At 54.1% G+C, this 22,924-nt stretch carries 22 protein-coding genes; 4 read left to right on the forward strand and 18 right to left on the reverse strand.

Annotation, left to right across the window (positions count from 1 at the left end; all coding sequences use genetic code 11):
* Positions 1-97: 97 nt before the first annotated feature.
* Positions 98-3,985, reverse strand: a complete 3,888-nt coding sequence (gene purL, locus WN16_RS21255; RefSeq protein ID WP_044701969.1) for a phosphoribosylformylglycinamidine synthase — start codon at positions 3,983-3,985, stop codon at positions 98-100.
* Positions 3,986-4,241: 256 nt separating this feature from the next.
* Here purL and mltF point away from each other — a divergent pair, with 256 nt between their 5' ends.
* On the forward strand, positions 4,242-5,792 hold the full coding sequence (mltF, locus tag WN16_RS21260; protein WP_003838390.1) for a membrane-bound lytic murein transglycosylase MltF: 1,551 nt from the start codon (positions 4,242-4,244) through the stop codon (positions 5,790-5,792).
* 12 nt (positions 5,793-5,804) lie between these two features.
* On the opposite strand, the gene tadA is transcribed toward mltF, so the two are convergent.
* The 4 genes from tadA to murQ all read right to left on the reverse strand — a co-directional run bounded on the left by tadA (position 5,805) and on the right by murQ (position 9,265).
* Positions 5,805-6,269, reverse strand: coding sequence for a tRNA adenosine(34) deaminase TadA (tadA, locus tag WN16_RS21265; protein WP_229235875.1), 465 nt, complete (start codon positions 6,267-6,269; stop codon positions 5,805-5,807).
* An 89-nt stretch (positions 6,270-6,358) separates the two neighbouring features.
* Entirely contained in the window at positions 6,359-6,994 is a 636-nt protein-coding gene (gene yfhb / locus WN16_RS21270; RefSeq protein ID WP_003037603.1) for a phosphatidylglycerophosphatase C, read from the reverse strand.
* A gap of 3 nt (positions 6,995-6,997) precedes the next feature.
* Positions 6,998-8,362, reverse strand: a complete 1,365-nt coding sequence (locus tag WN16_RS21275) for a PTS transporter subunit EIIC (protein ID WP_044701968.1) — start codon at positions 8,360-8,362, stop codon at positions 6,998-7,000.
* Between the two features lie 9 nt (positions 8,363-8,371).
* Positions 8,372-9,265, reverse strand: a complete 894-nt coding sequence (gene murQ, locus WN16_RS21280; RefSeq protein ID WP_003037596.1) for an N-acetylmuramic acid 6-phosphate etherase — start codon at positions 9,263-9,265, stop codon at positions 8,372-8,374.
* A 117-nt stretch (positions 9,266-9,382) separates the two neighbouring features.
* On the opposite strand from murQ, the gene WN16_RS21285 reads away from it, so the two are divergent.
* Complete coding sequence (locus WN16_RS21285; protein WP_003037593.1) at positions 9,383-10,231, forward strand: MurR/RpiR family transcriptional regulator; 849 nt, start codon at positions 9,383-9,385, stop codon at positions 10,229-10,231.
* A gap of 55 nt (positions 10,232-10,286) precedes the next feature.
* Positions 10,287-10,547, forward strand: a complete 261-nt coding sequence (locus WN16_RS21290) for a YfhL family 4Fe-4S dicluster ferredoxin (protein WP_003037590.1) — start codon at positions 10,287-10,289, stop codon at positions 10,545-10,547.
* A 128-nt stretch (positions 10,548-10,675) separates the two neighbouring features.
* Here the strand turns inward: WN16_RS21290 and acpS are convergent, their stop codons facing one another.
* From acpS to rseD, 12 genes are all read right to left on the reverse strand, one after another.
* Positions 10,676-11,056, reverse strand: coding sequence for a holo-ACP synthase (gene acpS, locus WN16_RS21295; RefSeq protein WP_003037588.1), 381 nt, complete (start codon positions 11,054-11,056; stop codon positions 10,676-10,678).
* Positions 11,056-11,787 (reverse strand): pyridoxine 5'-phosphate synthase, encoded by a 732-nt coding sequence (pdxJ, locus tag WN16_RS21300; RefSeq protein WP_016150781.1) that lies wholly within the window; start codon positions 11,785-11,787, stop codon positions 11,056-11,058. The genes acpS and pdxJ overlap by 1 nt, the downstream gene beginning before the upstream one ends.
* A gap of 11 nt (positions 11,788-11,798) precedes the next feature.
* Positions 11,799-12,527 carry a DNA repair protein RecO gene (gene recO / locus WN16_RS21305; RefSeq protein WP_044701965.1) on the reverse strand — a complete coding sequence of 243 codons (729 nt, stop codon included), beginning with the start codon at positions 12,525-12,527 and terminating at the stop codon, positions 11,799-11,801.
* A gap of 27 nt (positions 12,528-12,554) precedes the next feature.
* Positions 12,555-13,460, reverse strand: a complete 906-nt coding sequence (era, locus tag WN16_RS21310; protein WP_003037581.1) for a GTPase Era — start codon at positions 13,458-13,460, stop codon at positions 12,555-12,557.
* Entirely contained in the window at positions 13,457-14,137 is a 681-nt protein-coding gene (rnc, locus tag WN16_RS21315) for a ribonuclease III (protein ID WP_003037579.1), read from the reverse strand. Before rnc ends, era begins: the two co-directional genes overlap by 4 nt.
* A gap of 269 nt (positions 14,138-14,406) precedes the next feature.
* Positions 14,407-15,381: a signal peptidase I gene (lepB, locus tag WN16_RS21320; RefSeq protein ID WP_003838377.1), complete on the reverse strand. Its 975-nt coding sequence runs from the start codon at positions 15,379-15,381 to the stop codon at positions 14,407-14,409.
* A gap of 15 nt (positions 15,382-15,396) precedes the next feature.
* Entirely contained in the window at positions 15,397-17,196 is a 1,800-nt protein-coding gene (lepA, locus tag WN16_RS21325; RefSeq protein WP_003037577.1) for a translation elongation factor 4, read from the reverse strand.
* 270 nt (positions 17,197-17,466) lie between these two features.
* The gene (gene rseC / locus WN16_RS21330; protein WP_003037576.1) at positions 17,467-17,931 is read right to left on the reverse strand and encodes a SoxR-reducing system protein RseC; all 465 of its coding nucleotides are present in this window, start codon (positions 17,929-17,931) and stop codon (positions 17,467-17,469) included.
* Positions 17,928-18,884 (reverse strand): sigma-E factor regulatory protein RseB, encoded by a 957-nt coding sequence (gene rseB / locus WN16_RS21335; protein ID WP_003847063.1) that lies wholly within the window; start codon positions 18,882-18,884, stop codon positions 17,928-17,930. The genes rseC and rseB overlap by 4 nt, the downstream gene beginning before the upstream one ends.
* Positions 18,884-19,534, reverse strand: a complete 651-nt coding sequence (gene rseA, locus WN16_RS21340) for an anti-sigma-E factor RseA (protein WP_003037574.1) — start codon at positions 19,532-19,534, stop codon at positions 18,884-18,886. The genes rseB and rseA overlap by 1 nt, the downstream gene beginning before the upstream one ends.
* Before the next feature lie 31 nt (positions 19,535-19,565).
* Positions 19,566-20,141 carry an RNA polymerase sigma factor RpoE gene (rpoE, locus tag WN16_RS21345; protein WP_003037573.1) on the reverse strand — a complete coding sequence of 192 codons (576 nt, stop codon included), beginning with the start codon at positions 20,139-20,141 and terminating at the stop codon, positions 19,566-19,568.
* On the reverse strand, positions 20,138-20,302 hold the full coding sequence (gene rseD / locus WN16_RS21350) for a rpoE leader peptide RseD (protein ID WP_049259737.1): 165 nt from the start codon (positions 20,300-20,302) through the stop codon (positions 20,138-20,140). Before rseD ends, rpoE begins: the two co-directional genes overlap by 4 nt.
* A gap of 263 nt (positions 20,303-20,565) precedes the next feature.
* Here rseD and nadB point away from each other — a divergent pair, with 263 nt between their 5' ends.
* On the forward strand, positions 20,566-22,188 hold the full coding sequence (gene nadB, locus WN16_RS21355) for an L-aspartate oxidase (RefSeq protein WP_003037572.1): 1,623 nt from the start codon (positions 20,566-20,568) through the stop codon (positions 22,186-22,188).
* On the opposite strand, the gene trmN is transcribed toward nadB, so the two are convergent.
* Entirely contained in the window at positions 22,173-22,910 is a 738-nt protein-coding gene (gene trmN / locus WN16_RS21360; protein WP_016150783.1) for a tRNA(1)(Val) (adenine(37)-N(6))-methyltransferase TrmN, read from the reverse strand. The two genes, nadB and trmN, sit on opposite strands and share 16 nt — an antisense overlap.
* Positions 22,911-22,924: the final 14 nt, after the last annotated feature.

Consider the following 22,924-nt stretch of genomic DNA (forward strand, 5'->3'; position numbering starts at 1 on the left):
ACAACCGCATTTCCCCGTAAGCCTGATAAGCGTAGCGTTATCAGGCGGCAGACAAAAAAAAGCCCCTCACAAGAGGGGCTTGATGATCATAGGCTAATTATCCAAGCTGTTTACGCGCGTTGCGGAAGATACGCATCCACGGGCTGTCCTCGCCCCAATTTTCCGGGTGCCAGGAGTTGCTCACGGTACGGAACACACGTTCTGGGTGCGGCATCATAATGGTGACGCGACCATTTTCAGTGGTCACAGCAGTAATACCATTCGGCGAACCGTTCGGGTTAGCCGGGTAAGCCTCGGTCACCTTACCGAAGTTATCGACGTAGCGCAGTGCCACCAGACCTTTGCTCTCAAGCTGAGCCAGATGCGCACCGTCACGCACTTCCACACGACCTTCACCGTGAGAAACGGCAATCGGCATCATTGACCCCACCATATCGGCAAGCAGTAAGGACGGGCTTTGCGTCACTTCGACCAGGCTGAAGCGGGCTTCAAAGCGGTCGGAGTGGTTACGCACAAAGCGCGGCCACAGGTCGCTTCCTGGGATTAGCTCACGCAGGTTAGACATCATCTGGCAACCGTTACACACCCCGAGCGCCAAGGTTTGCGGGCGATGGAAGAAGGTTTCGAACTCATCACGCACGCGGTTGTTGAACAAAATTGACTTCGCCCAACCTTCCCCTGCGCCGAGTACATCGCCGTAAGAGAAGCCGCCGCAGGCTACCAGCGCCTGGAAGTTACCCAAGCCGATGCGTCCCCCCAGCAGATCGCTCATGTGTACATCGATGGCGTCAAAGCCCGCACGGTGGAAAGCTGCCGCCATTTCGACGTGGGAGTTAACGCCCTGCTCGCGCAGCACGGCCACTTTCGGACGCGCACCGGTGGCGATATACGGCGCGGCAACATCGTCGTTAATATCGAACGTCAGTTTGACGTTGAGACCCGGATCGGCATCGTTGGTTTTAGCGTCGTGTTCCTGATCGGCGCATTCCGGGTTATCGCGCAGACGCTGCATCTGCCAGGTGGTTTCCGCCCACCACATACGCATTGTGGTGCGACTTTCGCTGAACACCGCATGACCATCTGCTTCGACCACGAAGCGGTCGCCTTGCACGGCTTTCCCCAGATAGTGCACGCAATCGGCCAGGCCATGTTGAGCCAGCAACGCCTCAACCGCTTCACGATCACCTGCGCGAACCTGAATCACCGCACCCAGCTCTTCGTTAAACAGCGCCGCCAGACGATCTTCACCCAGAGAGTGGATATCAGCTTCAATACCGCAGTGACCAGTGAAGGCCATTTCCGCCAGCGTCACCAGCAAGCCACCGTCAGAGCGATCGTGGTAGGCCAGCAGCTTACGCTGTGCGACCAGAGCCTGAATGGCGTCGTAGAAGCCTTTCAGTTGCGCTACGTTACGCACATCGGCAGGCTTATCCCCCAGTTGACGGTAAACCTGCGCCAGCGCCGTCGCACCAAGCGCGTTGTGACCCAGACCAAGGTCAATCAGCAACAGGGCGTTGTCTTCAGTAGAAAGCTGCGGGGTAATGGTGTGGCGCACATCTTCCACGCGGGCAAAGGCGGTGATCACCAGCGACAGCGGCGAGGTCATTTCACGCTGTTCGTTGCCTTCCTGCCAGCGGGTTTTCATCGACATAGAGTCTTTGCCCACCGGAATGGTCAGGCCAAGCGCCGGACATAATTCTTCCCCAACGGCTTTTACCGCTTCGTACAGTCCGGCGTCTTCGCCAGGGTGACCCGCAGCCGCCATCCAGTTGGCCGACAGTTTAATGCGTTTGATATCGCCAATCTGCGTTGCCGCAATGTTGGTCAGCGCCTCACCGACAGCCAGACGCGCAGAGGCTGAGAAGTCGAGCAATGCGACTGGCGCGCGCTCGCCGAGAGACATCGCTTCGCCGTAGTAGCTATCGAGGCTTGCGGTAGTGACCGCGCAGTTGGCGACCGGGATCTGCCATGGACCAACCATCTGGTCACGCGCCACCATACCGGTAACGGTACGGTCACCGATAGTCACGAGGAACGTTTTCTCCGCGACAGTCGGCAGATGCAGCACGCGGTTAACCGCATCTGCAATCGAGATTTCACTACGATTCAGTGCATCGCCTTTGGCTTTCAGCGTCTGCACATCGCGGGTCATTTTCGGTGTTTTACCCAGCAGCACATCGAGTGGCATGTCGATCGGCTGGTTGTCGAAGTGGCTGTCGCTCAAGGTCAGATGCTGTTCTTCGGTTGCTTCACCGATGACCGCGTACGGCGCGCGCTCGCGCTTACACAGTTCGTCAAACAGCGGCAATTGATCGGCAGCAACCGCCAGCACGTAGCGCTCCTGGGACTCGTTACACCAGATTTCCAGCGGGCTCATACCCGGCTCATCGCTGAGGATATCGCGCAGCTGGAACTTACCACCGCGACCGCCATCGCTTACCAGCTCCGGCATGGCGTTAGACAGACCACCCGCGCCAACGTCATGGATAAACAGAATTGGGTTCGCATCACCCATCTGCCAGCAACGGTCGATAACTTCCTGGCAACGACGTTCCATTTCCGGGTTATCACGCTGTACAGAAGCGAAATCAAGATCGGCATCAGACTGACCGGAAGCCATAGAGGAGGCTGCCCCGCCGCCAAGGCCAATGTTCATCGCCGGGCCGCCGAGGACGATCAGCTTGGCGCCAACGACGATCTCGCCTTTCTGCACGTGATCGGCACGGATGTTACCGATCCCGCCTGCCAGCATGATCGGTTTATGGTAACCGCGCAGCTCTTCGCCGTTATGGCTGTTGACCTTTTCTTCATAGGTACGGAAGTAGCCGGTCAGCGCCGGGCGACCAAATTCGTTGTTAAACGCCGCGCCGCCCAGCGGGCCTTCGGTCATGATGTCGAGCGCGGTGACAATACGATCCGGCTTACCAAAGTCCTCTTCCCAAGGCTGTTCAAAGCCAGGAATACGCAGGTTGGAGACGGAGAAGCCTACCAGCCCGGCTTTCGGTTTTGCACCACGACCGGTTGCACCCTCATCGCGGATTTCTCCGCCGGAGCCGGTTGCCGCACCTGGCCACGGAGAGATAGCCGTCGGGTGGTTATGAGTTTCTACCTTCATCAGGATGTGGGCTGGTTCCTGATGGAAATCGTAGCGGCCGGTTTTGTGATCGGCAAAATAGCGGCCCACTTCAGAACCTTCCATTACCGCGGCGTTGTCTTTATAGGCAGACAGCACGTGGTCCGGCGTGGTTTCGAAGGTATTCTTGATCATCTTGAACAGCGACTTAGGCTGTTGTTTACCGTCGATAACCCAGTCGGCGTTAAAAATCTTGTGGCGGCAGTGCTCGGAGTTGGCCTGCGCAAACATGTACAGTTCAATGTCGTTCGGGTTGCGCCCCAGTTTGGTGAACGCATCCTGCAGATAGTCAATTTCGTCTTCCGCCAGCGCCAGACCCAGACGCAGGTTAGCGTCGATCAGCGCCTGACGTCCCTCACCCAGTAGATCAACGCTGGAGACCGGCGCCGGTTGGTGATGGACAAACAGTTTTTCGGCATCGTTCAGCGCAGAGAAAACCGTTTCCATCATGCGGTCGTGCAGTTCATCGGCCACCATCTGCCATTGCTCAGCGGTCAGTGTAGAGGCTTCTACATACCAGGTAATGCCACGTTCCAGGCGGCTAATCTGGTGCAGACCGCAGTTGTGGGCAATATCAGTCGCTTTAGAAGACCACGGGGAGATGGTGCCAGGGCGAGGCGTAACCAGCAGCAGTTTTCCTTCCGGGGCGTGGCTTTGCAGAGCAGGACCATATTTCAGCAGGCGTGCAAGCTGCGCGTGCTCATCTTCATTTAACGGTGCATTCAGATCGGCAAAATGGACGTACTCGGCGTAAATATTGTGGACCTGGAGGTTGGCAGCCTGAAAACGTGCCAGCAGTTTGTTAATACGGAATGCAGACAGTGCAGGTGAACCACGCAGAATTTCCATCATAAGTCTCTCGTCTTCTAAGCTTTCGGTGTGCCCAAGTGGGGAAACGGGCGTCATTATAAAGAATCTACCGCGCCGACGAAACCGTTTGCGTCGAAATAAAATCACGACAGTCACTTATCATCAAATGCGGTCAGATTTCTGAATAAGTTGCCAACTGACGCAAGTTTAAGCAAAATGCCGTTCATTAATGACGACTTCACTTCTTAATCAGCACCACAGCAGGCAGAGAAAACGTACGGTTCAGAGAATTAACTAATTGAAAAAATTAAAGATTAATTATCTGTTCATCGGCATATTGACGCTGTTGTTGGCAGCGGCCCTTTGGCCATCTATTCCCTGGTTCGGTAAAGCCGAAAATCGTATCGCCGCCATTCAGTCGCGGGGAGAGCTGCGCGTCAGTACCATCGACTCGCCGTTAACTTACGCGACCCTCAACGGCAAAAAATTCGGCCTAGATTATGAACTGGCCCAGGAATTTGCCGACTACTTAGGCGTGAAGTTAAAAGTTACCGTACGCCAGAACATCAGCCAGCTTTTTGACGACCTGGATAACGGCAATGCCGACCTGTTAGCCGCAGGCCTGGTCTATAACAGCGAGCGGGTGAAAAATTACCAGCCAGGCCCGACCTATTATTCGGTTTCACAACAGCTGGTGTACCGGGTTGGGCAATATCGCCCGCGCACGCTTGCCACCGTGAACGAAAGCCAACTGACTATCGCCCCGGGGCATGTGGTGGTTAACGACCTCCAGCAGCTAAAAGAGAAAAAATTTCCCGATCTGAGCTGGAAAGTTGATGACAAAAAGGGCACCACCGAATTGCTCGATGATGTAATCGCCGGAAAGCTGGATTACACCATTGCAGATTCTGTCGCCATCAGCTTATACCAACGCGTGCATCCTGAGCTGGCCGTGGCGCTGGACGTCTCTGACGAACAGCCGGTGACCTGGTTTAGTCGTCTGGACGATGACAACACGCTGTCTGCCGCCTTGTTGGATTTCTTTAACACCATGAATGAAGACGGTTCTCTGGCACGGCTGGAAGAGAAATATCTCGGGCATGGCGATGATTTTGACTATGTCGATACCCGCACCTTTTTGCGCGCCGTAGACAGCGTGTTGCCGGACCTTAAGCCGCTGTTTGAGAAGTATGCGCAGGAGATAGACTGGCGACTGCTCGCCGCAATATCCTATCAGGAGTCGCACTGGGACGCGCAGGCCACATCCCCGACCGGCGTACGCGGACTGATGATGCTGACCAAAAATACTGCTCAGAGTCTCGGGCTGACCGACCGTACCGATGCCGAACAGAGTATCAGCGGCGGCGCGCGATACTTGCAGGATATGATGAGTAAAGTACCGGATACCGTCCCCGAAGGAGAACGCATCTGGTTTGCCCTTGCAGCCTATAACATGGGTTATGCGCACATGCTTGATGCGCGGGCGCTAACGGTGAAAACCAAAGGCAACCCGAACAGTTGGTCCGACGTAAAACAGCGGCTACCGCTGCTCAGCCAAAAGCCGTATTACAACAAGCTGACCTATGGCTATGCGCGTGGCCACGAAGCTTACGCCTATGTGGAAAATATCCGTAAGTACCAGATTAGCCTGGTGGGGTATCTGCAGGAGAAAGAAAAACAGGCGCAGGAAACGCAGCAACTGGCTCAGGATTACCCGGCGGTGTCGCCGGCTGAGCTGTTGGGTAAAGATAAATTTCCGCTTTCAGCCTTTCTGACTCAGACGTCGTCAAACTACCTGTCGCACTCCCCTTCCCTGCTATTTTCGGCACAGAAGAAAGAGGACCAGTAGTCTGATTGGTATTTACTGATTAGCGGATTTTTTCAGGGCCTTGATTTCCTGCCGACGCATGCGAAAGAAATCACTGAGCAACGTGGCACATTCATCCCGCAGTACCCCCTCTGTCACTTCAACCCGATGATTCATCCCAGGGTGATGCAGCACATCCATTAATGACCCGGCAGCGCCCGTTTTCGCATCGCGTGCACCAAAAACGACCCGACCGATACGGCTGTGCACCATCGCGCCTGCGCACATCACGCACGGCTCCAGAGTGACGTACAGCGTGGCATCTAACAGACGGTAGTTTTGCAGCACCAGGCCGCCCTGACGCAGCGCCATAATCTCAGCGTGGGCAGTCGGATCATGATGACCTATCGGGCGGTTCCAGCCTTCGCCAATCACTCGGTTGTTATGTACCAATACCGCACCCACTGGGACTTCACGCTCATCCCAGGCGCGCTTAGCCAGCGTTAAAGCATGACGCATCCAGTATTCGTGGCTAAATTCAACATCTGACAAAGGGGTTACTCCACCAATAAAAGCGGGCGCATTATACACAGACGCTATCGTTTACTCTATTCGAGTTGTTGCAGCTCTCCGCGCGGCGTGACGCGCCAGCGATGCTGGCAAAAAGAGAGTAACGGATTATCCTGCTTACTGTCGCTGTAGCCGCTGTAGAGAGACAACGGTGCGCCAATCTGCCGCTCCAGTTGCGTCACTTTCTCATGGCCCAGACAGCGCAGAGTCAGCACCCAGCCGCCGTATCCCCGCGCCATTTTGCTGGCGATCAGATTGACTCGCGGTAGCCACGGAGTATCAAAGTAAACCTGCTCGACCAACGACTGCGGAGAGCCGGTGATAAGCCAGATGTCAGCGTCAGAGCTTAACAGGTAGGTTGTCAGGCGCTGCTGAACGAGCGGAAACGCCGTCACGTTACTGCGAAACCAGCGCACAAAGTCGGCCTGATGCGCTTTCAGACGCGCCTCGCTGCGACCAAAAGTGCATCCCCATAACAGCAGGCTCATTGGCCAGCGGGCGGCGCGCCCTTGTATCAGCAATGCCAGCGCAATCACCGGTAGCAGAGGCAGCACCAGCAACGCGTTCAGCGGCTGGCGACGCAGCAGATAACGAATAAAACTACCGAACATATCCTGCTGGTGTAACGTGCCATCCAAATCAAAAAAGACAACGCGGCGCTGGTGATTGGTCAAACCTTATTCCTCTGGATCAGTGAATCCCAATAGCCAGGTAAACAGGAACCCGGCGATAACTGCTACCAGATAGCCTAACAGATAGAACATCACTTTTCCGGCAACAATCGTCAGTGCCAGCGGTAATCCGGAGATGCCAAATGTGATGACCGTCGCCACCTTCCAGTAGCTAATCAGCGCTCCACCTACCGCGCCGCCAAGACATGCACCGATAAACGGCTTACCCAACGGCAGCGTTACGCCAAAAATCAGCGGCTCGCCTATACCCAGCAGTCCGACAGGCAGTGCACCTTTGATTACTTTTTTTAACCGCGCATTTCGGGTTTTCATCAGAACCGCGATCGCAGCACCTATTTGCCCAACGCCCGCCATCGCCAGGATCGGAAAGAGCGCGTTATAACCGTGTGCCTGAACCAGCTCAACATGGATGGGCACCAATCCCTGATGAAGTCCAGTGAGCACCAACGGCAGGAAGGTTCCTGCCAGCACGGCACCGACCAGAAAACCGCCGCGATCGATAGCCCAGGATGCGCCGTGAGCAATAGACTCAGAAATCCAGCCGCCAAGCGGTTGCAGCGCCACAATCGCGATTACGCCGGTAATGATGGTAGTCAGCAGCGGATTAAGGATAAGCTCCAGTGATTCTGGCAACAGCTCGCGGAATTTGCGTTCGATCCAACACATCAACGCCACCACCAGCAGTACCGCGATCACCCCGCCGCGCCCCGGCTGCAACGCTTCGCCAAACAGCGTGATTTGTGCCAGTTGCGGACTGGAGAGGATCCCCGCCATCACCCCGCCCATCGCCAGGGAGCCACCGAAAACTTTGGCGGTATTCACCCCGACCAGAATATTCATAATGGCAAACACGGCGCTGCCAAATATGCCCATCAACCCCAGCATATTCGGATAGTGGGTCGCAAAATCCCCCACGATGTCCGGGCGCTTAAGGATGTTAATAATGCCGGTAATCAAACCAGAGGCGATAAACGCCGGAATAAGAGGGATAAAGACGTTCGCCAGCTTGCGCAGCGCATCGCTCATCGGCGCTTTGTACTTTGCTTTGGCCTCTGACTTTGTGCGCTCGATATCATTGGCACCTGCTCGCTCGCCGCCATCGGCGATCAGGGAACGCATGGCATCCACCACTTTGGCCGCTTTACCGGGGCCGACAATAATCTGGTGCTGCGCGCCCTGCTTCACGTAGCCGCTGACACCGGGCAGTTGCCTGAGACGAGGGATATCGAGCTGTCCATCATCCTGAACTTCAACCCTGACGCGGGTCATACAGTTTTCCAGGCGCAGAATATTTTTCTCTCCGCCAACGCCCAGTAGAATATCGCTGGCCAGCACCACCGTCTTATCCATATACACCTCTTAGTGTTCTAACGCCGCGCGTAAAAAACCCTGGTGAGCGGCAAGCTTTTCGCGGGCGGCGGCGGCGTCAAGGCCGGTGAGCGCCATTAAAATAGCTGGCTTAACGTCAAAATCAGTCTGCTTTAGCAGCGCTTGCGCCTGTTCACGCGCAATGCCCGTGGCTTCAACCACCATACGGCACGCCCGATCGACCAGTTTGACGTTGGTTGCCTGCATGTCCACCATCAGATTCTGATAAACCTTACCGAACTTCACCATCGCTCCGGTGGAGATCATATTGAGCACCAGCTTTTGCGCGGTGCCGGATTTCAGTCGTGTTGACCCGGTCAGCGCCTCTGGCCCCACTACCGGAGAAATGGCAATATCCGCTTCATGCGCGATAGGGGAATCCGGATTGCAAGAAATAGCCACCGTCGTACAGCCCACCGAACGCGCATATTTCAGCCCACCAATTACATACGGCGTGCGACCAGATGCTGCCAGCCCCACCACCAGATCCTGCGCGGTAAGATTGAGCGCACACAGATCGTCTTCACCTAACTGTGGGTTATCTTCCGCACCCTCAACCGCCTTCAACAGCGCGCCCGGCCCCCCGGCAATCAATCCAACCACCAGACCGTGTGGAACGCCGAAGGTCGGTGGGCATTCAGACGCATCCAGTACCCCGAGACGCCCGCTGGTCCCCGCTCCCATGTAAATAATGCGACCACCTGCTTTTAGTGCGTTAGCTGCCGCATCAACCGCACACGCAACTTGAGGCAGAGTTGCTTTTACTGCTTCGGCTACCAGCGTATCCTGTTGATTAAAACGATGAACCAACTCCAGCGTGGAGAGCGCATCCAGGTCCATGGTCTGGGGATTGCGGGTTTCTGAAACTAATGCACCGAGATTCATTTTTTGTTCCTTAGGAATTTTTAATTCATAATAATCTGCCATAATGGAATATTATATTCATCCAGGCGAATGAAATTTTGTTTTGTAATCGCCATCACGTTTTCGCCAGGAGACAGCATGAACTGTTTAATTCGCATTCGCCAGCGTTACCCGGACCTCGCGCAAAGCGATAAAAAATTGGCAGATTATCTCCTTTCCCAGCCGGATACTGCGCGTCATCTCAGTTCGCAGCAGTTGGCCGCGGAGGCGGGCGTCAGCCAGTCCAGCGTGGTGAAGTTCGCGCAAAAGATGGGTTTTAAAGGATTTCCTGCACTCAAACTGGCGATCAGCGAAGCGCTGGCCAGCAATCCCAACCCCCATTCCATTCCGGTACATAATCAGATTCGCGGTGACGATCCTATGCGTCTGGTGGGGGAAAAGTTGATTCAGGAGAACGTGGCGGCGATGCATGCGACGCTGGACGTCAACAGCGAAGAGAAACTGATGGAGAGCGTCACAATGTTGCGCTCAGCCCGGCGCATTATCGTGACCGGGATTGGCGCATCGGGTCTGGTGGCACAGAATTTTGCCTGGAAGTTGCTGAAGATTGGTTTTAACGCGGTGGTGGAACGCGATATGCACGCCCTGCTGGCGACGGTGCAAGCGCTTTCGCCCAACGATCTGCTGCTGGCCATTTCGTATACCGGAGAGCGCCGCGAGCTCAACCTGGCTGCGGATGAAACGTTGCGCACCGGCGCGAAAATCCTCGCCATCACTGGATTTACACCCAATGCCCTGCAGCAACGGGCAAGTCATTGTCTGTACACGATTGCCGAGGAGCAGGCCACGCGCAGCGCAGCGATTTCTTCCACTCATGCGCAAATGATGCTCACTGATTTACTGTTTATGGCTCTGGTGCAGCAGGATCTGGAGCATGCTCCGGAACGTATTCGCCACAGCGAAGCTCTGGTAAAAAAACTGGTCTGAGCAAAGAATGCGCGTATAATGCCCGCCCGGTTTGTGATGTTTTGAGAGTTTCCTGATGGCCCTGTTAATCACTAAAAAGTGTATCAATTGCGATATGTGCGAGCCCGAATGCCCGAATGAGGCGATTTCGATGGGTGATAGCATTTACGAGATTAACAGCGACAAATGTACGGAATGCGTAGGCCATTACGACACGCCAACCTGCCAGAAGGTGTGCCCGATCCCCAATACTATTTTGAAAGATCCGGCACATGTCGAAACAGAAGAGCAGTTGTGGGATAAGTTTGTGCTGATGCACCACGCCGATAAACTTTAACCGCGTCGCCATCCGGCGGTGAAGCCTGATAGCGCTAATGCTTATCAGGCCTACCCAGCCCTGCAATAATCGTATAACCCGTAGGCCGGATAAGACGCCACGCGTCGCCATCCGGCAACGTGCAGAATCTAACTCTCGATAATCACCGTAGCGCAGGCGTAGTGACGCTCATCGGCCAGCGTCACATGCATATGCGCGACGCCGAGTTTTTCCGCCAGTTTTAACGCCTCTCCCCATAATCGCAGACGCGGCTTACCGAGTTCGTCATTAAAGACTTCAAACTGATTAAACGCCAGCCCATTGCGAATACCCGTGCCAAAGGCTTTTGCTGCCGCCTCTTTGACTGCAAAACGCTTCGCCAGAAAACGCACCGGCTGCTGATGCGTTTCCCAGATTGCCCATTCGTTGTCGCTGAGCACACGTCTTGCCAGGCGGTCGCCGGAACGGGAAATTACCGCTTCGATGCGGGCAATCTCCACGATATCCGTACCTAATCCCAAAATCGCCATTAGCCACGCGCTTCCAGCATCAGGCGCTTCATTTCGACTACGGCATCTTTCAGACCGCTCATCACCGCGCGCCCGATAATGGCATGGCCAATGTTCAGCTCATGCATTTCCGGGATCCGTGCGATAGCTTTAACGTTGTGATACGTCAGACCGTGACCTGCATTCACCTTCAGGCCAAGGCTTGCAGCATAGGTCGCCGCTTTGGCGATACGCGCCAGTTCGCTGGCCTGCTCTGCGTCAGTTTTCGCATCGGCGTAACAGCCGGTGTGAATTTCAATAAACGGCGCGCCAACTTCCGCAGCGGCCTTAATCTGTTCTTCGTCGGCATCGATAAACAGCGAAACCAGAATGCCTGCGTCCGCCAGACGTTTGCAGGCATCGCGCATCTTGTCACGCTGACCGGCGACGTCCAGACCACCTTCAGTGGTAACTTCCTGACGTTTTTCCGGCACCAGGCAGCAAAAATGCGGCTTAGTCTCAACGGCAATCGCCAGCATCTCTTCGGTGACTGCCATTTCCAGATTCATGCGCGTATCCAGCGTCTGGCGCAAAATACGCACGTCACGGTCGGTGATATGGCGACGGTCTTCACGCAGATGTACGGTAATACCGTCCGCGCCCGCCTGTTCAACGATAAACGCTGCCTGAACCGGGTCCGGATATGCGGTACCGCGTGCATTACGTAACGTGGCAATGTGGTCAATATTGACGCCTAACAGTAATTCAGCCATGACAATCCTCGTTAATCATTATTTGTTTTTACTGCGCGTTTTGGCATAAATTGCCGGAACAGTTCCCGGCTTTTTAACGGCTTACCACCAAGATACGGCTTTAACGCCATGCGGGTAAAGCGTTTAGCTGCGCGTAACGTATCGACATCAGGAAATTCACGCGACCCAAGTGCTTTGAGATGGCGTCCGGTAAAGGTGTTGTTATCAATAACGACGCTGGCAATAAACCCTTTTTCTTCCCGGTAACGATAGGTCATGGTGTCGTCTACCGGCTCGCCGCTGCCCGCACAGTGGGAAAAATCGATGCCGTACCCCAGATGTCCAAGTAAGGCCAGCTCAAAGCGACGCAATGCAGGTTCTGGCGAACCCGTAGCGCCAGCCAGCGCCTGAATACAGTTCAGATAATCGAAAAAGAGTTCAGAAAAGCGGGTTTCGTACTCGAGTACGCGCGAGACAAGCTCGTTGATATACAAACCGCTGTACAGCGTGATACCGCTAAGAGGGAGTGCCAGAGAAACGGCTTCAGCACTACGTAGGGTTTTGACCTCTCCACGTCCACCAAAGCGAAGCAACAACGGGGTAAAAGGCTGGAGCGCGCCTTTGAGATTAGAACGTTTGGAACGTGCGCCTTTAGCCACCAGGCGCACGCGACCCGACTCTTCCGTGAAGACGTCCAGCACGAGACTGGTTTCGCTCCAGGGGCGACTATGCAAGACAAAGGCTCGTTGCCATCCTTCCATATACTCGCCGTTTTTCAGAAGATGGGTTTAGACGTCGTCGCCGTAACCGAGGCTACGCAGCGCGCGTTCGTCATCGGCCCAGCCGGATTTCACCTTCACCCACAGTTCGAGGTGAACCGGCGCTTCGAACATCTCCTGCATGTCTTTACGCGCTTCGATGCCGATGGTTTTGATCTTGGCCCCTTTGTTGCCAATAACCATCTTCTTCTGCCCTTCACGTTCAACGAGGATCAGACCGTTAATATCGTAACCACCGCGCTCGTTGGAGATAAAACGCTCAATTTCCACGGTAACGGAGTACGGCAGTTCAGCACCCAGAAAACGCATCAGCTTTTCACGGATGATTTCAGAGGCCATAAAGCGCTGAGAACGGTCGGTGATGTAATCTTCCGGGAAGTGATGAATAGCTTCCGGCAAATGCTTACGCACGATGCCCGCAACGGTATCGACATTCAAGCCGGTTTCGGCAGAAATCGGCACGATATCAAGGAAGTTCATCTGGCTTGCCAGGAACTGCAGGTGCGGCAACAGATCGGCTTTTTCCTGAACGTTGTCTACTTTGTTCACAGCCAGAATAACCGGGGCTTTGCCATCACGCAGCTTGTTGAGCACCATTTCGTCGTCCGGCGTCCAGCGGGTGCCTTCCACAACGAAAATAACCAGTTCAACATCACCGATCGAGCTGCTCGCCGCTTTGTTCATCAGGCGGTTGATCGCTCGTTTTTCTTCCATATGCAGGCCCGGGGTATCAACATAAATCGCCTGATACGCGCCTTCAGTATGGATGCCAACAATACGGTGACGTGTTGTCTGAGCCTTACGTGAGGTAATAGAAATCTTCTGCCCAAGCAGATTATTCAACAGGGTGGATTTGCCGACGTTCGGGCGACCGACGATGGCAATAAATCCGCAGTAAGTTTTCTCTTCGCTCATTCCAGCTCCAGTTTTTTTAACGCCTGTTCGGCGGCAGCCTGCTCAGCCTTACGACGGCTCGAACCTGTGCCAACCACCGGTTCACTCAGGCCGCTGACCTGGCAGTGGATAGTAAATTCTTGATCGTGTGCTTCACCACGGACCTGTACCACCAAATAAGACGGCAGAGGCAGGTGGCGACCCTGCAAATATTCCTGCAGGCGCGTTTTCGGATCTTTTTGTTTGTCGCCTGGGCTAATTTCATCCAGACGAGTTTGATACCAGTTCAGGATTAATTGCTCAACGGTTTGAATATCGCTGTCGAGGAAGACGCCGCCGATCAACGCTTCAACGGTATCGGCCAGGATCGATTCACGACGGAAGCCGCCGCTTTTCAGCTCACCAGGCCCCAAACGTAAACATTCACCGAGGTCAAACTCACGGGCTAATTCAGCCAGCGTATTGCCGCGAACCAGCGTTGCGCGCATGCGGCTCATGTCACCTTCGTCCACTCGAGGGAAACGGTGATACAGCGCATTAGCGATAACAAAGCTCAAAATAGAGTCGCCCAGAAATTCTAAACGCTCGTTATGTTTGCTGCTGGCGCTCCGGTGAGTTAATGCCTGCTGCAACAGCTCCTGATGATTAAAAGTGTAGCCCAGCTTCCGTTGAAGCCGATTAATTACGATGGGGTTCATGCGATACCAATAAATGAATGCGTCAACAATTCAGCACACGAAACAGACCTGATATACGCACTTTGCGGAGCCATCTGGCTTCGCCTGCATGCTTTTATATACAAACCAACGCTGTTTCGTGTGCCGTGGCAACCTGTCGGTGCCAACCTAAAACTTCGGGGGAATATTCTATACACAACGACAAGGGATGTCGTTAGTCTGCGGGAATTTATCCGAGAAATAATTCACGCTGCCGCCGTAATGACGACAACGTGAACGATTATCGGCGATTAGTGAATGCCACCAATACGGCTTAAACGCACACCGGTCGGCCATTCACCTTCTTGCTTATCGAAACTCATCCAGATAGCGGTCGCTTTACCCACCAGATTCGCTTCCGGCACAAATCCCCAGTAACGGCTGTCCGCACTGTTGTCACGGTTATCACCCATCATGAAGTAGTGCCCTGGCGGGACGATCCAGGTTGCCAGTTGCTGACCAGGCTGGCGGTAATACATTCCCACCTGATCCTGCGCGATTGGCACGGTCAGAATGCGGTGCGTAACCTCACCCAGCGTTTCTTTACGCTCAGAGAGACGAATACCGTTCTCTTTCGTTTCGTTCGGCGGAACTTCAAAGAAGCCACTGGTCGCTTCCCCACCGTTACGGCGCGCAAAGGTCTGTACGAAATCACTTGGCTGAACATCCGAATACGTTACCGGCAGCGCGTTTTCACACGCCTGACCGGAACGGCATCCTGGCTGAATAGTCACTTCTTTCGCCACTGGATCGTACGTTACTTTGTCTCCCGGTAAACCGACAGCACGTTTAATGTAGTCCAGGCGCGGATCTTCCGGGTATTTAAACACCACGATATCACCGCGTTTCGGATGACCGGTTTCGATCAGCGTTTTCTGGTAAATCGGATCTTTAATCCCGTAGGCGAATTTCTCCACCAGGATAAAGTCACCGATAAGCAGCGTCGGCATCATCGAACCTGACGGGATCTGGAACGGCTCATAAATAAATGAACGTACCACCAGCACAATCGCCAGTACCGGGAAAACGGATGCCCCGGTTTCCAGCCAGCCCGGCTTAGGGGATACTTTTTTCAGCGTTGCTTTATCCAGTGAATCACCTGCAGCAGCTTGCGCTGCTGCCTGACGCTCCCGGCGTTTTGGTGCGAAGATGAATTTATCTACGCACCATAAAATGCCCGTCACCAGTGTGGCAATCACCAGAATCAGGGCAAACATGTTCGCCATGCCAACTCCTTAAGATTATTTGCTGTCTTTACCGACATGCAGAATGGCGAGGAACGCTTCCTGCGGCAGTTCGACGTTACCGATCTGCTTCATGCGCTTTTTACCCTCTTTCTGTTTTTGCAGCAGCTTTTTCTTACGGCTGATATCACCGCCGTAGCATTTCGCCAGAACGTTTTTACGCAGCTGCTTCACGGTTGAACGCGCGATGATGTGCGTACCAATGGCCGCCTGGATCGCGATATCAAACTGCTGGCGAGGGATTAGATCTTTCATCTTCTCAACCAGTTCGCGGCCACGGCTCTGGGAGTTGTCGCGGTGAGTAATCAGCGCCAGCGCATCGACACGTTCGTTGTTGATAAGGACATCAACGCGCACCATGTCAGACGCCTGGAAGCGTTTGAAGTTATAGTCCAGCGACGCATAGCCGCGAGAGGTCGACTTCAGACGGTCGAAGAAATCGAGTACTACTTCCGCCATCGGAATCTCATACGTCAGCGCCACCTGGTTACCGTGGTAAACCATGTTGGTCTGGACGCCACGCTTCTCGATACACAGGGTGATGACGTTGCCAAGGTAAGCCTGCGGCAGCAGCATGTGACACTCAGCGATCGGCTCACGCAGTTCGTAGATGTTGTTCAGCGGCGGCAGCTTGGACGGGCTATCGACGTAGATAGTCTCTTTCGCCGTGGTTTCGACTTCGTAGACTACGGTCGGCGCGGTAGTGATCAGATCCAGATCGTATTCACGCTCCAGACGTTCCTGAATGATCTCCATGTGCAGCAGACCAAGGAAGCCACAACGGAAGCCGAAGCCCAGCGCGGTAGAGCTTTCCGGTTCGTAGAACAGGGAGGCGTCGTTCAGGCTCAGCTTGCCAAGCGCGTCACGGAAGTTTTCATAGTCGTCAGAGCTGACCGGGAACAGACCGGCGTAAACCTGTGGCTTCACTTTTTTAAAGCCTGGCAGCGGTTTGTCTGCCGGGTTACGCGCCTGCGTCAGGGTATCGCCAACCGGCGCGCCGAGGATGTCTTTAATCGCACAAACCAACCAACCTACCTCGCCGCATTTCAGCTCGGTACGGTCAACCTGTTTTGGCGTAAAGATCCCCAGGCGGTCGGCGTTATAGACCTGACCGGTGCTCATTACTTTAATTTTGTCGCCTTTACGCATGGTGCCGTTTTTAATACGCACCAGCGACACCACGCCAAGGTAGTTGTCGAACCAGGAGTCGATGATCAGCGCCTGTAATGGGCCTTCCGGATCACCTTCCGGCGGCGGAATGTCGCGTACCAGACGTTCAAGAACGTCAGTGACGCCAACGCCAGTTTTCGCCGAGCAGCGAACGGCATCTGTCGCATCGATACCGACGATATCTTCGATCTCTTCCGCTACGCGTTCAGGATCGGCGGCCGGTAGGTCGATTTTGTTCAGAACCGGCACCACTTCCAGATCCATTTCCATGGCGGTATAGCAGTTAGCCAGGGTCTGCGCTTCCACGCCCTGCCCGGCATCAACCACCAGCAGTGCACCTTCACAGGCGGCAAGCGAGCGGGAAACTTCATACGAGAAGTCAACGTGGCCCGGGGTGTCGATAAAGTTAAGCTGATAGGTTTCACCATCAGATGCTTTGAAATCGAGCGTCACGCTCTGCGCTTTGATAGTAATACCGCGCTCACGCTCAAGATCCATCGAGTCGAGAACCTGCGCTTCCATTTCACGGTCAGACAGGCCACCGCAGATCTGGATAATACGGTCAGACAGCGTCGATTTACCGTGGTCGATGTGAGCTATGATTGAAAAGTTACGTATGTTCTTCATATAGTGTAATTATTGTGCCTTACGCCCGCCTGAGCAGGCTCTGAGAAGTCGCTGTTCTGAGCTTAACGTCTGTTTAAGTGAAACGCCGCATTCTACACTACAACGCTGAGGCGAGGAAATGTTCATAGAGCAAGGATAGCGGGAACTGGAAACAACTTTGCAAAGTCGATGAAACTTTTGTCGGATGGCGGCATAAACGCCTTATCCGGCCTACGCCTGCATCTGAGGACGCTGTAGGCCTGATAAGCGCAGTGCCATCAGGCAAAGATATCACTGCTGGGTTTCGACGCGAATAAGATCGGGTGGGAGAGCAACGTTCAGAATGACCGGCTGCCAGGCTTCGCGTTCAGCAAGCTTACGAGAGTATCCACGAGCAATCAGGAATCCGCCCACGCCCCCCAACACTGCTCCGCTTAATGCCGCAAGATCGGAACCAAACAGTACCTGGAATAGCGCCGCGAAAAGAAACAGTCCCGCCAACGGAGACATGTAGACCAGCATCGCCGAACCGAGCAGGCTACCTTCGGCAATGCCCAGTTCAACTTTTTGACCAGGGGTCAAGGGTTCGTCGCAGGGCACCACGATGGTGTGTGTGGTCTGTGGTCCCAGTTTGTTCAGCACGCGGCTCCCGCATCCGGCCCGGGAAGCACAGCTGCTACATGATGCTTTAACATCACAGCTGACCGTCGCCAGACCATTTTGCCAGGAGACGACCGTCGCCCACTCTTTAATCATTGTGCAGCCCTGAACTTAATATTGTCCGCGATACGCTTCGCCGTTTGCGGCGGAAGCTCACCGACAATAGTGATTTCGGCGTTATCTCGCACGCTGGTGCTAACCGTGCGGCGTCCAGTGCGCAGCAGTTGATCGGCGCTGTTTTGCATCGCGCGGTTTACGTTCACGGAGAAACTGAACAGACCATCGGAATAAAGCCGTGATTCGATCGGCATGTTATCCATCGTCGGCAGCGGACGTCGACTGCTGGACACCTCGCTGAAGCCTTGCGGCAACCACGACGGACTCCAGTTGAAGTTGGTTTTCTCACCCGCAGGAACTGACAACAACGGCGGCAGATTGGCTTTCGCCAGCGTCTGCATGCTGTCGCTGACACCGTTGTTAACAGTAAACGCGATGACGCGGAACTGTTCCAGCGTTTCGCCATCACGGTCAAGAAGATCAACACGCATTGGCAGCTTGGTCTCAGTGTCCATCCAAACGATATAGCTGTAACGGGTGCCGTCACGCGCCACAACGCGGATCACTTCACAGAGCCTATCGGCAATACGGGTGCGGCCTACTGAGATAAAATCATAGTAGGGAGCAAGACGTTTGAAGTCGGTGTAAATCAGGGAGGGCAGTGAGTCAACGATATAGTCGCCGTTCAGAGTGAACGGTTCGAGACCTGGCTCAAAATAACTGATTTCGTTGCCACGTTGCACCACTTCCCGGCGCGGACCATCCATTTGCAACAGTTGCGCGAGCGGACGGTTATCCAGGCGGGCATGGCGATAACGTAGGGATTCAACACCCTGCTTATTGATGCTGACAAATGACAGCTCATAGGTGAGCGACTGGCTGGCCAGATTCATCTGCTGCAACAACGCCCCGGACGCAGGATTGGCCGAGGCGTTGACAGAGAAGAACAGGCTACCAGCCACAAGTGACATGGCAAACCAAAGTTGCTTCATTACTGCGATTGCGTTCCTAAAGTTTGAATTCCTGGCACCTGCACAGCGGCTTGCTGTGTCTGGGCCTGCTCAAACTGAAGCTGTTCAGAGTGCAGTCGACGTTGCAGTTCGTAATCCTGCAACATGGCATTAATACGACGACGCTGCTCCTGTACCTGCTGTTGTTGACCGCCGCTGGCCGTCGCATCAGAAGGTACACCCAGGCTTACCGGACTGGCTTTACCCATCATCGGTAATGTATTAAATACCGGCGTTTCGGGCTGCTGGGACGTTTCAGATTGCCCATTATAGTGCTGGACGCCAACAATAACTGCAAGTGATACACACGCGGCCACACCCATTTGAGTAAGCTGCGCGGCCCACGGACGCATTTTCTTCCAGAACGGCATTTTCTGCCACTGGTGCGGTGCTGGCTGGGCCTCAGGAATCAATGGCGCCGTCTGGCGTACCGGCTCATCCTGGATGGCGGCCATTACGCGGGCGGAAATATCGAAATGGAGAACGTCGGCAGTATCACCTCGCATGGAATCGCGAATCAGGTGATAACTCTCCCAGGTTTTTTGCATTTCCGGGTCGTGAGCCAGCTCTTTGAGCAACTCAGTATCCAGCGTTTCGCCATCCATTAAAGCGGAAAGTTTTTCTTTCTGCATGCCTAATACCTTTTCCAGTATCCCGCTATCGTCAACGCCTGATAAGCGGTTGAACTTTATTATCAATAGCTTCCCTCGCTCGGAAGATACGTGAACGCACCGTACCCACCGGACAATCCATGATAGCGGCTATCTCTTCATAGCTCAGGCCATCCAGCTCCCGCAAGGTTATTGCCATGCGTAAATCTTCCGGGAGGGACTCAATAGTTCGGAAAACTATCTGTCTCAGTTCTTCTGACAACATTAAGTTCTCAGGGTTCGAAATTTCTTTCAGCGCACCGCCACTTTCGTAATTTTCTGCTTCAATCGCATCTATATCACTGGAAGGTGGACGACGCCCCTGAGCGACCAAGTAATTCTTCGCTGTATTGACCGCAATACGATACAGCCAGGTATAAAAAGCACTATCCCCCCGGAACGAGTCCAGCGCACGATAGGCTTTGATAAATGCTTCTTGTACTACATCGGGTACATCACCCGATGGTACATAGCGAGAAACCAGACTCGCCACCTTATGCTGATAGCGCACTACCAGTAGGTTAAAGGCTTTCTGATCTCCCTTCTGGACCCGTTCTACCAGGACCTGGTCCGTTAACTGCTCGCTCATCCGAGGTAAAGTCTCCCCAAACCAAATTTCCACGCGCCTTCGAAACGCCACTCCATCAGCTTCACTATGAGCAAGCAAATGCTTAGAGTGCTCAAGTTTCGTAAAGTTCCGTTACGCATTGTTTTTTGTTTGTCATGTTGTAGACAGGTCTTATCTCTCATTATAAGTCTACATAACCCGATCAACGCACTATCTGTACAGAAATGCCCATTTCACCGCTTGCAGAGTAACCCAACGGGCACTTTATTTCATCACATAATCTGGTGCTAACGGCCTGCTTCACAAAATATTTTTGCCTATTTCGCCCTCATCATGTTTTTCTTTCATGTTTAGTCATTGCAACACGTTTAAAAATAAAACGTGCAGTATCGCGCAATGTGGTGCTATGGTGACCAAACACTGTTTAGTAAATTAAACAAAAATCATGAATACGACTCCTGAATTATCCTGTGACGTGCTGATCATTGGCAGCGGGGCTGCCGGACTCTCACTGGCGCTGCGCCTGGCTGAAAAGCATCAGGTTATTGTCCTGAGCAAAGGGCCGGTCAGCGAAGGCTCGACATTTTATGCCCAGGGCGGTATTGCCGCGGTTTTCGATGAAACCGACAGTATCGACTCCCACGTTGAAGATACGCTGATTGCCGGGGCCGGGCTGTGCGATCGCCATGCGGTTGAATTTGTCGCCAGCAATGCCCGTACCTGCGTTCAATGGCTTATCGATCAGGGCGTCTTATTTGATACGCAGGTTCAGCCTAACGGTGAAGAGAGCTATCACCTGACCCGTGAAGGCGGTCACAGCCATCGACGTATCCTGCACGCTGCGGATGCTACCGGCAAAGAAGTCGAAACCACCCTCGTCAGCCAGGCACAAAATCATCCCAACATCCGGGTTCTCGAGCGCAGTAATGCTGTCGACCTGATTGTCTCCGATAAAATCGGTCTGCCGGGAACGCGTCGGGTTGTCGGTGCCTGGATCTGGAATCGTAATAAAGAAGCCGTAGAAACCTGCCATGCTAAGTCGGTAGTGCTGGCCACTGGCGGCGCGTCAAAGGTGTATCAATACACCACCAATCCGGATATTTCCTCGGGTGACGGAATTGCAATGGCCTGGCGTGCGGGATGCCGCGTCGCCAACCTGGAGTTTAACCAGTTTCACCCAACAGCGCTGTATCATCCGCAGGCGCGCAATTTTCTGCTGACCGAAGCGCTGCGCGGCGAAGGCGCGCACCTGAAACGCCCGGACGGTTCACGCTTTATGCCCGATTTTGACGAGCGTGGCGAACTGGCTCCCCGCGATATTGTCGCCCGCGCCATTGATCATGAAATGAAGCGCCTGGGTGCAGATTGCATGTTCCTCGATATCAGTCATAAACCGGAAGAATTTGTTCGTCAGCATTTCCCGATGATTTATGAAAAGTTGCTGGGACTGGGCATTGATCTAACCAAAGAACCTGTTCCCATCGTGCCTGCCGCGCACTATACCTGCGGCGGCGTGATGGTTGATGACTTTGGCCGTACCGATGTCGATGGGTTGTATGCGATCGGCGAAGTGAGTTACACCGGCCTGCATGGCGCCAACCGGATGGCATCGAACTCATTGCTGGAGTGTCTGGTTTACGGTTGGTCCGCGGCTGAAGATATCGACAGGCGTATGCCTTATGCACGCGGCGTCAGCACGCTCCCGGGCTGGGATGAAAGCCGGGTAGAAAATCCAGATGAATTGGTTGTTATCCAGCATAACTGGCATGAGCTGCGGCTGTTCATGTGGGATTACGTCGGTATTGTGCGCACCACTAAACGTCTGGAACGCGCCCTGCGCCGTATCACCATGCTGCAACAGGAAATCGACGAGTATTACGCCCATTTCCGTGTGTCGAACAACCTACTGGAGCTGCGCAATCTGGTGCAGGTTGCCGAGCTGATTGTCCGCTGCGCGATGATGCGCAAAGAGAGTCGGGGCCTGCACTACACGCTGGATTACCCAGAACAGCTTCCAGAGGCGGGCCCGTCAATTCTCTCGCCGCTCAGTCATCACATAAACAGATAGAACGCCTGGGTCAGCGCCGTATAACCTTCAGAGTAACGTTGGTCTGGCCCACGGATCACCAGCCTGTCGCTAAAGCACTCCCCGGCCTGCGGGGAGAATGCCAGCAATACCCGATGCGGTAGACGGGCCTCGGTTTCTGCTACATCCGTGCGCAATCGCAGATGCCAGCCCATGCTAAGCGCCTGCTGAGTAAATGCGTTACCAATCTGCTCCGGTAGCACCACACAAAAAAAACCGTCTTCCGTAATGCAGTCCGCCGCCAGCGTAAGCAACGCCTGGTGATCGAGCGAGGTGGTATAGCGGGCCTGCTCGCGCTGCGGTGTAGCGCATTCCACGCCCTGTTCATAATAGGGAGGATTGCTGATTATCAAATCAAAACGCACGGTCTGACGCGGTATCCACTGTTGCGCATCTTCTGTATGAACACTCACGCGATGCATCCACGGAGAGTGCGCGATGTTCTCCTGCGCCTGCTGCGCGGCGTCGACATCAAGCTCCACGGCGTCAATGATGACGTTTTCATCAGTGCGCTGGGCCAGCATCAGCGCCAACAGGCCGCTCCCGGTACCAATATCCAGGATCCGCTTTACGCCCGCAACGGGGGCCCAGGCCCCCAATAAAATGCCGTCCGTTCCGACTTTCATTGCACAGCGATCGTGTGCCACAAAAAACTGCTTAAAAGTAAATCCATTACGTTTCAGTACGGATGTAGACTGGGGCATGAAGAACAACCTTC

Origin of the sequence: Citrobacter sp. ABFQG (assembly GCF_004322975.1) — a bacterium.
Taxonomy (GTDB): Bacteria; Pseudomonadota; Gammaproteobacteria; order Enterobacterales; family Enterobacteriaceae; genus Citrobacter; species Citrobacter freundii.

Bases quoted from the DNA above. Each gene is read 5' to 3' on its own strand.
- purL (WP_044701969.1), bottom strand. From the start codon at position 3,985: ATGATGGAAATTCTGCGTGGTTCACCTGCACTGTCTGCATTCCGTATT.
- tadA (WP_229235875.1), bottom strand. From the start codon at position 6,269: ATGCGTCATGCTTTAACGCTGGCTAAGCGCGCCTGGGATGAGCGTGAA.
- WN16_RS21275 (WP_044701968.1), bottom strand. From the start codon at position 8,362: ATGGATAAGACGGTGGTGCTGGCCAGCGATATTCTACTGGGCGTTGGC.
- murQ (WP_003037596.1), bottom strand. From the start codon at position 9,265: ATGAATCTCGGTGCATTAGTTTCAGAAACCCGCAATCCCCAGACCATG.
- WN16_RS21285 (WP_003037593.1), top strand. From the start codon at position 9,383: ATGAACTGTTTAATTCGCATTCGCCAGCGTTACCCGGACCTCGCGCAA.
- WN16_RS21290 (WP_003037590.1), top strand. From the start codon at position 10,287: ATGGCCCTGTTAATCACTAAAAAGTGTATCAATTGCGATATGTGCGAG.
- acpS (WP_003037588.1), bottom strand. From the start codon at position 11,056: ATGGCGATTTTGGGATTAGGTACGGATATCGTGGAGATTGCCCGCATC.
- pdxJ (WP_016150781.1), bottom strand. From the start codon at position 11,787: ATGGCTGAATTACTGTTAGGCGTCAATATTGACCACATTGCCACGTTA.
- recO (WP_044701965.1), bottom strand. From the start codon at position 12,527: ATGGAAGGATGGCAACGAGCCTTTGTCTTGCATAGTCGCCCCTGGAGC.
- era (WP_003037581.1), bottom strand. From the start codon at position 13,460: ATGAGCGAAGAGAAAACTTACTGCGGATTTATTGCCATCGTCGGTCGC.
- rnc (WP_003037579.1), bottom strand. From the start codon at position 14,137: ATGAACCCCATCGTAATTAATCGGCTTCAACGGAAGCTGGGCTACACT.
- lepB (WP_003838377.1), bottom strand. From the start codon at position 15,381: ATGGCGAACATGTTTGCCCTGATTCTGGTGATTGCCACACTGGTGACG.
- lepA (WP_003037577.1), bottom strand. From the start codon at position 17,196: ATGAAGAACATACGTAACTTTTCAATCATAGCTCACATCGACCACGGT.
- rseC (WP_003037576.1), bottom strand. From the start codon at position 17,931: ATGATTAAAGAGTGGGCGACGGTCGTCTCCTGGCAAAATGGTCTGGCG.
- rseB (WP_003847063.1), bottom strand. From the start codon at position 18,884: ATGAAGCAACTTTGGTTTGCCATGTCACTTGTGGCTGGTAGCCTGTTC.
- rseA (WP_003037574.1), bottom strand. From the start codon at position 19,534: ATGCAGAAAGAAAAACTTTCCGCTTTAATGGATGGCGAAACGCTGGAT.
- rpoE (WP_003037573.1), bottom strand. From the start codon at position 20,141: ATGAGCGAGCAGTTAACGGACCAGGTCCTGGTAGAACGGGTCCAGAAG.
- rseD (WP_049259737.1), bottom strand. From the start codon at position 20,302: ATGAGAGATAAGACCTGTCTACAACATGACAAACAAAAAACAATGCGT.
- nadB (WP_003037572.1), top strand. From the start codon at position 20,566: ATGAATACGACTCCTGAATTATCCTGTGACGTGCTGATCATTGGCAGC.
- trmN (WP_016150783.1), bottom strand. From the start codon at position 22,910: ATGCCCCAGTCTACATCCGTACTGAAACGTAATGGATTTACTTTTAAG.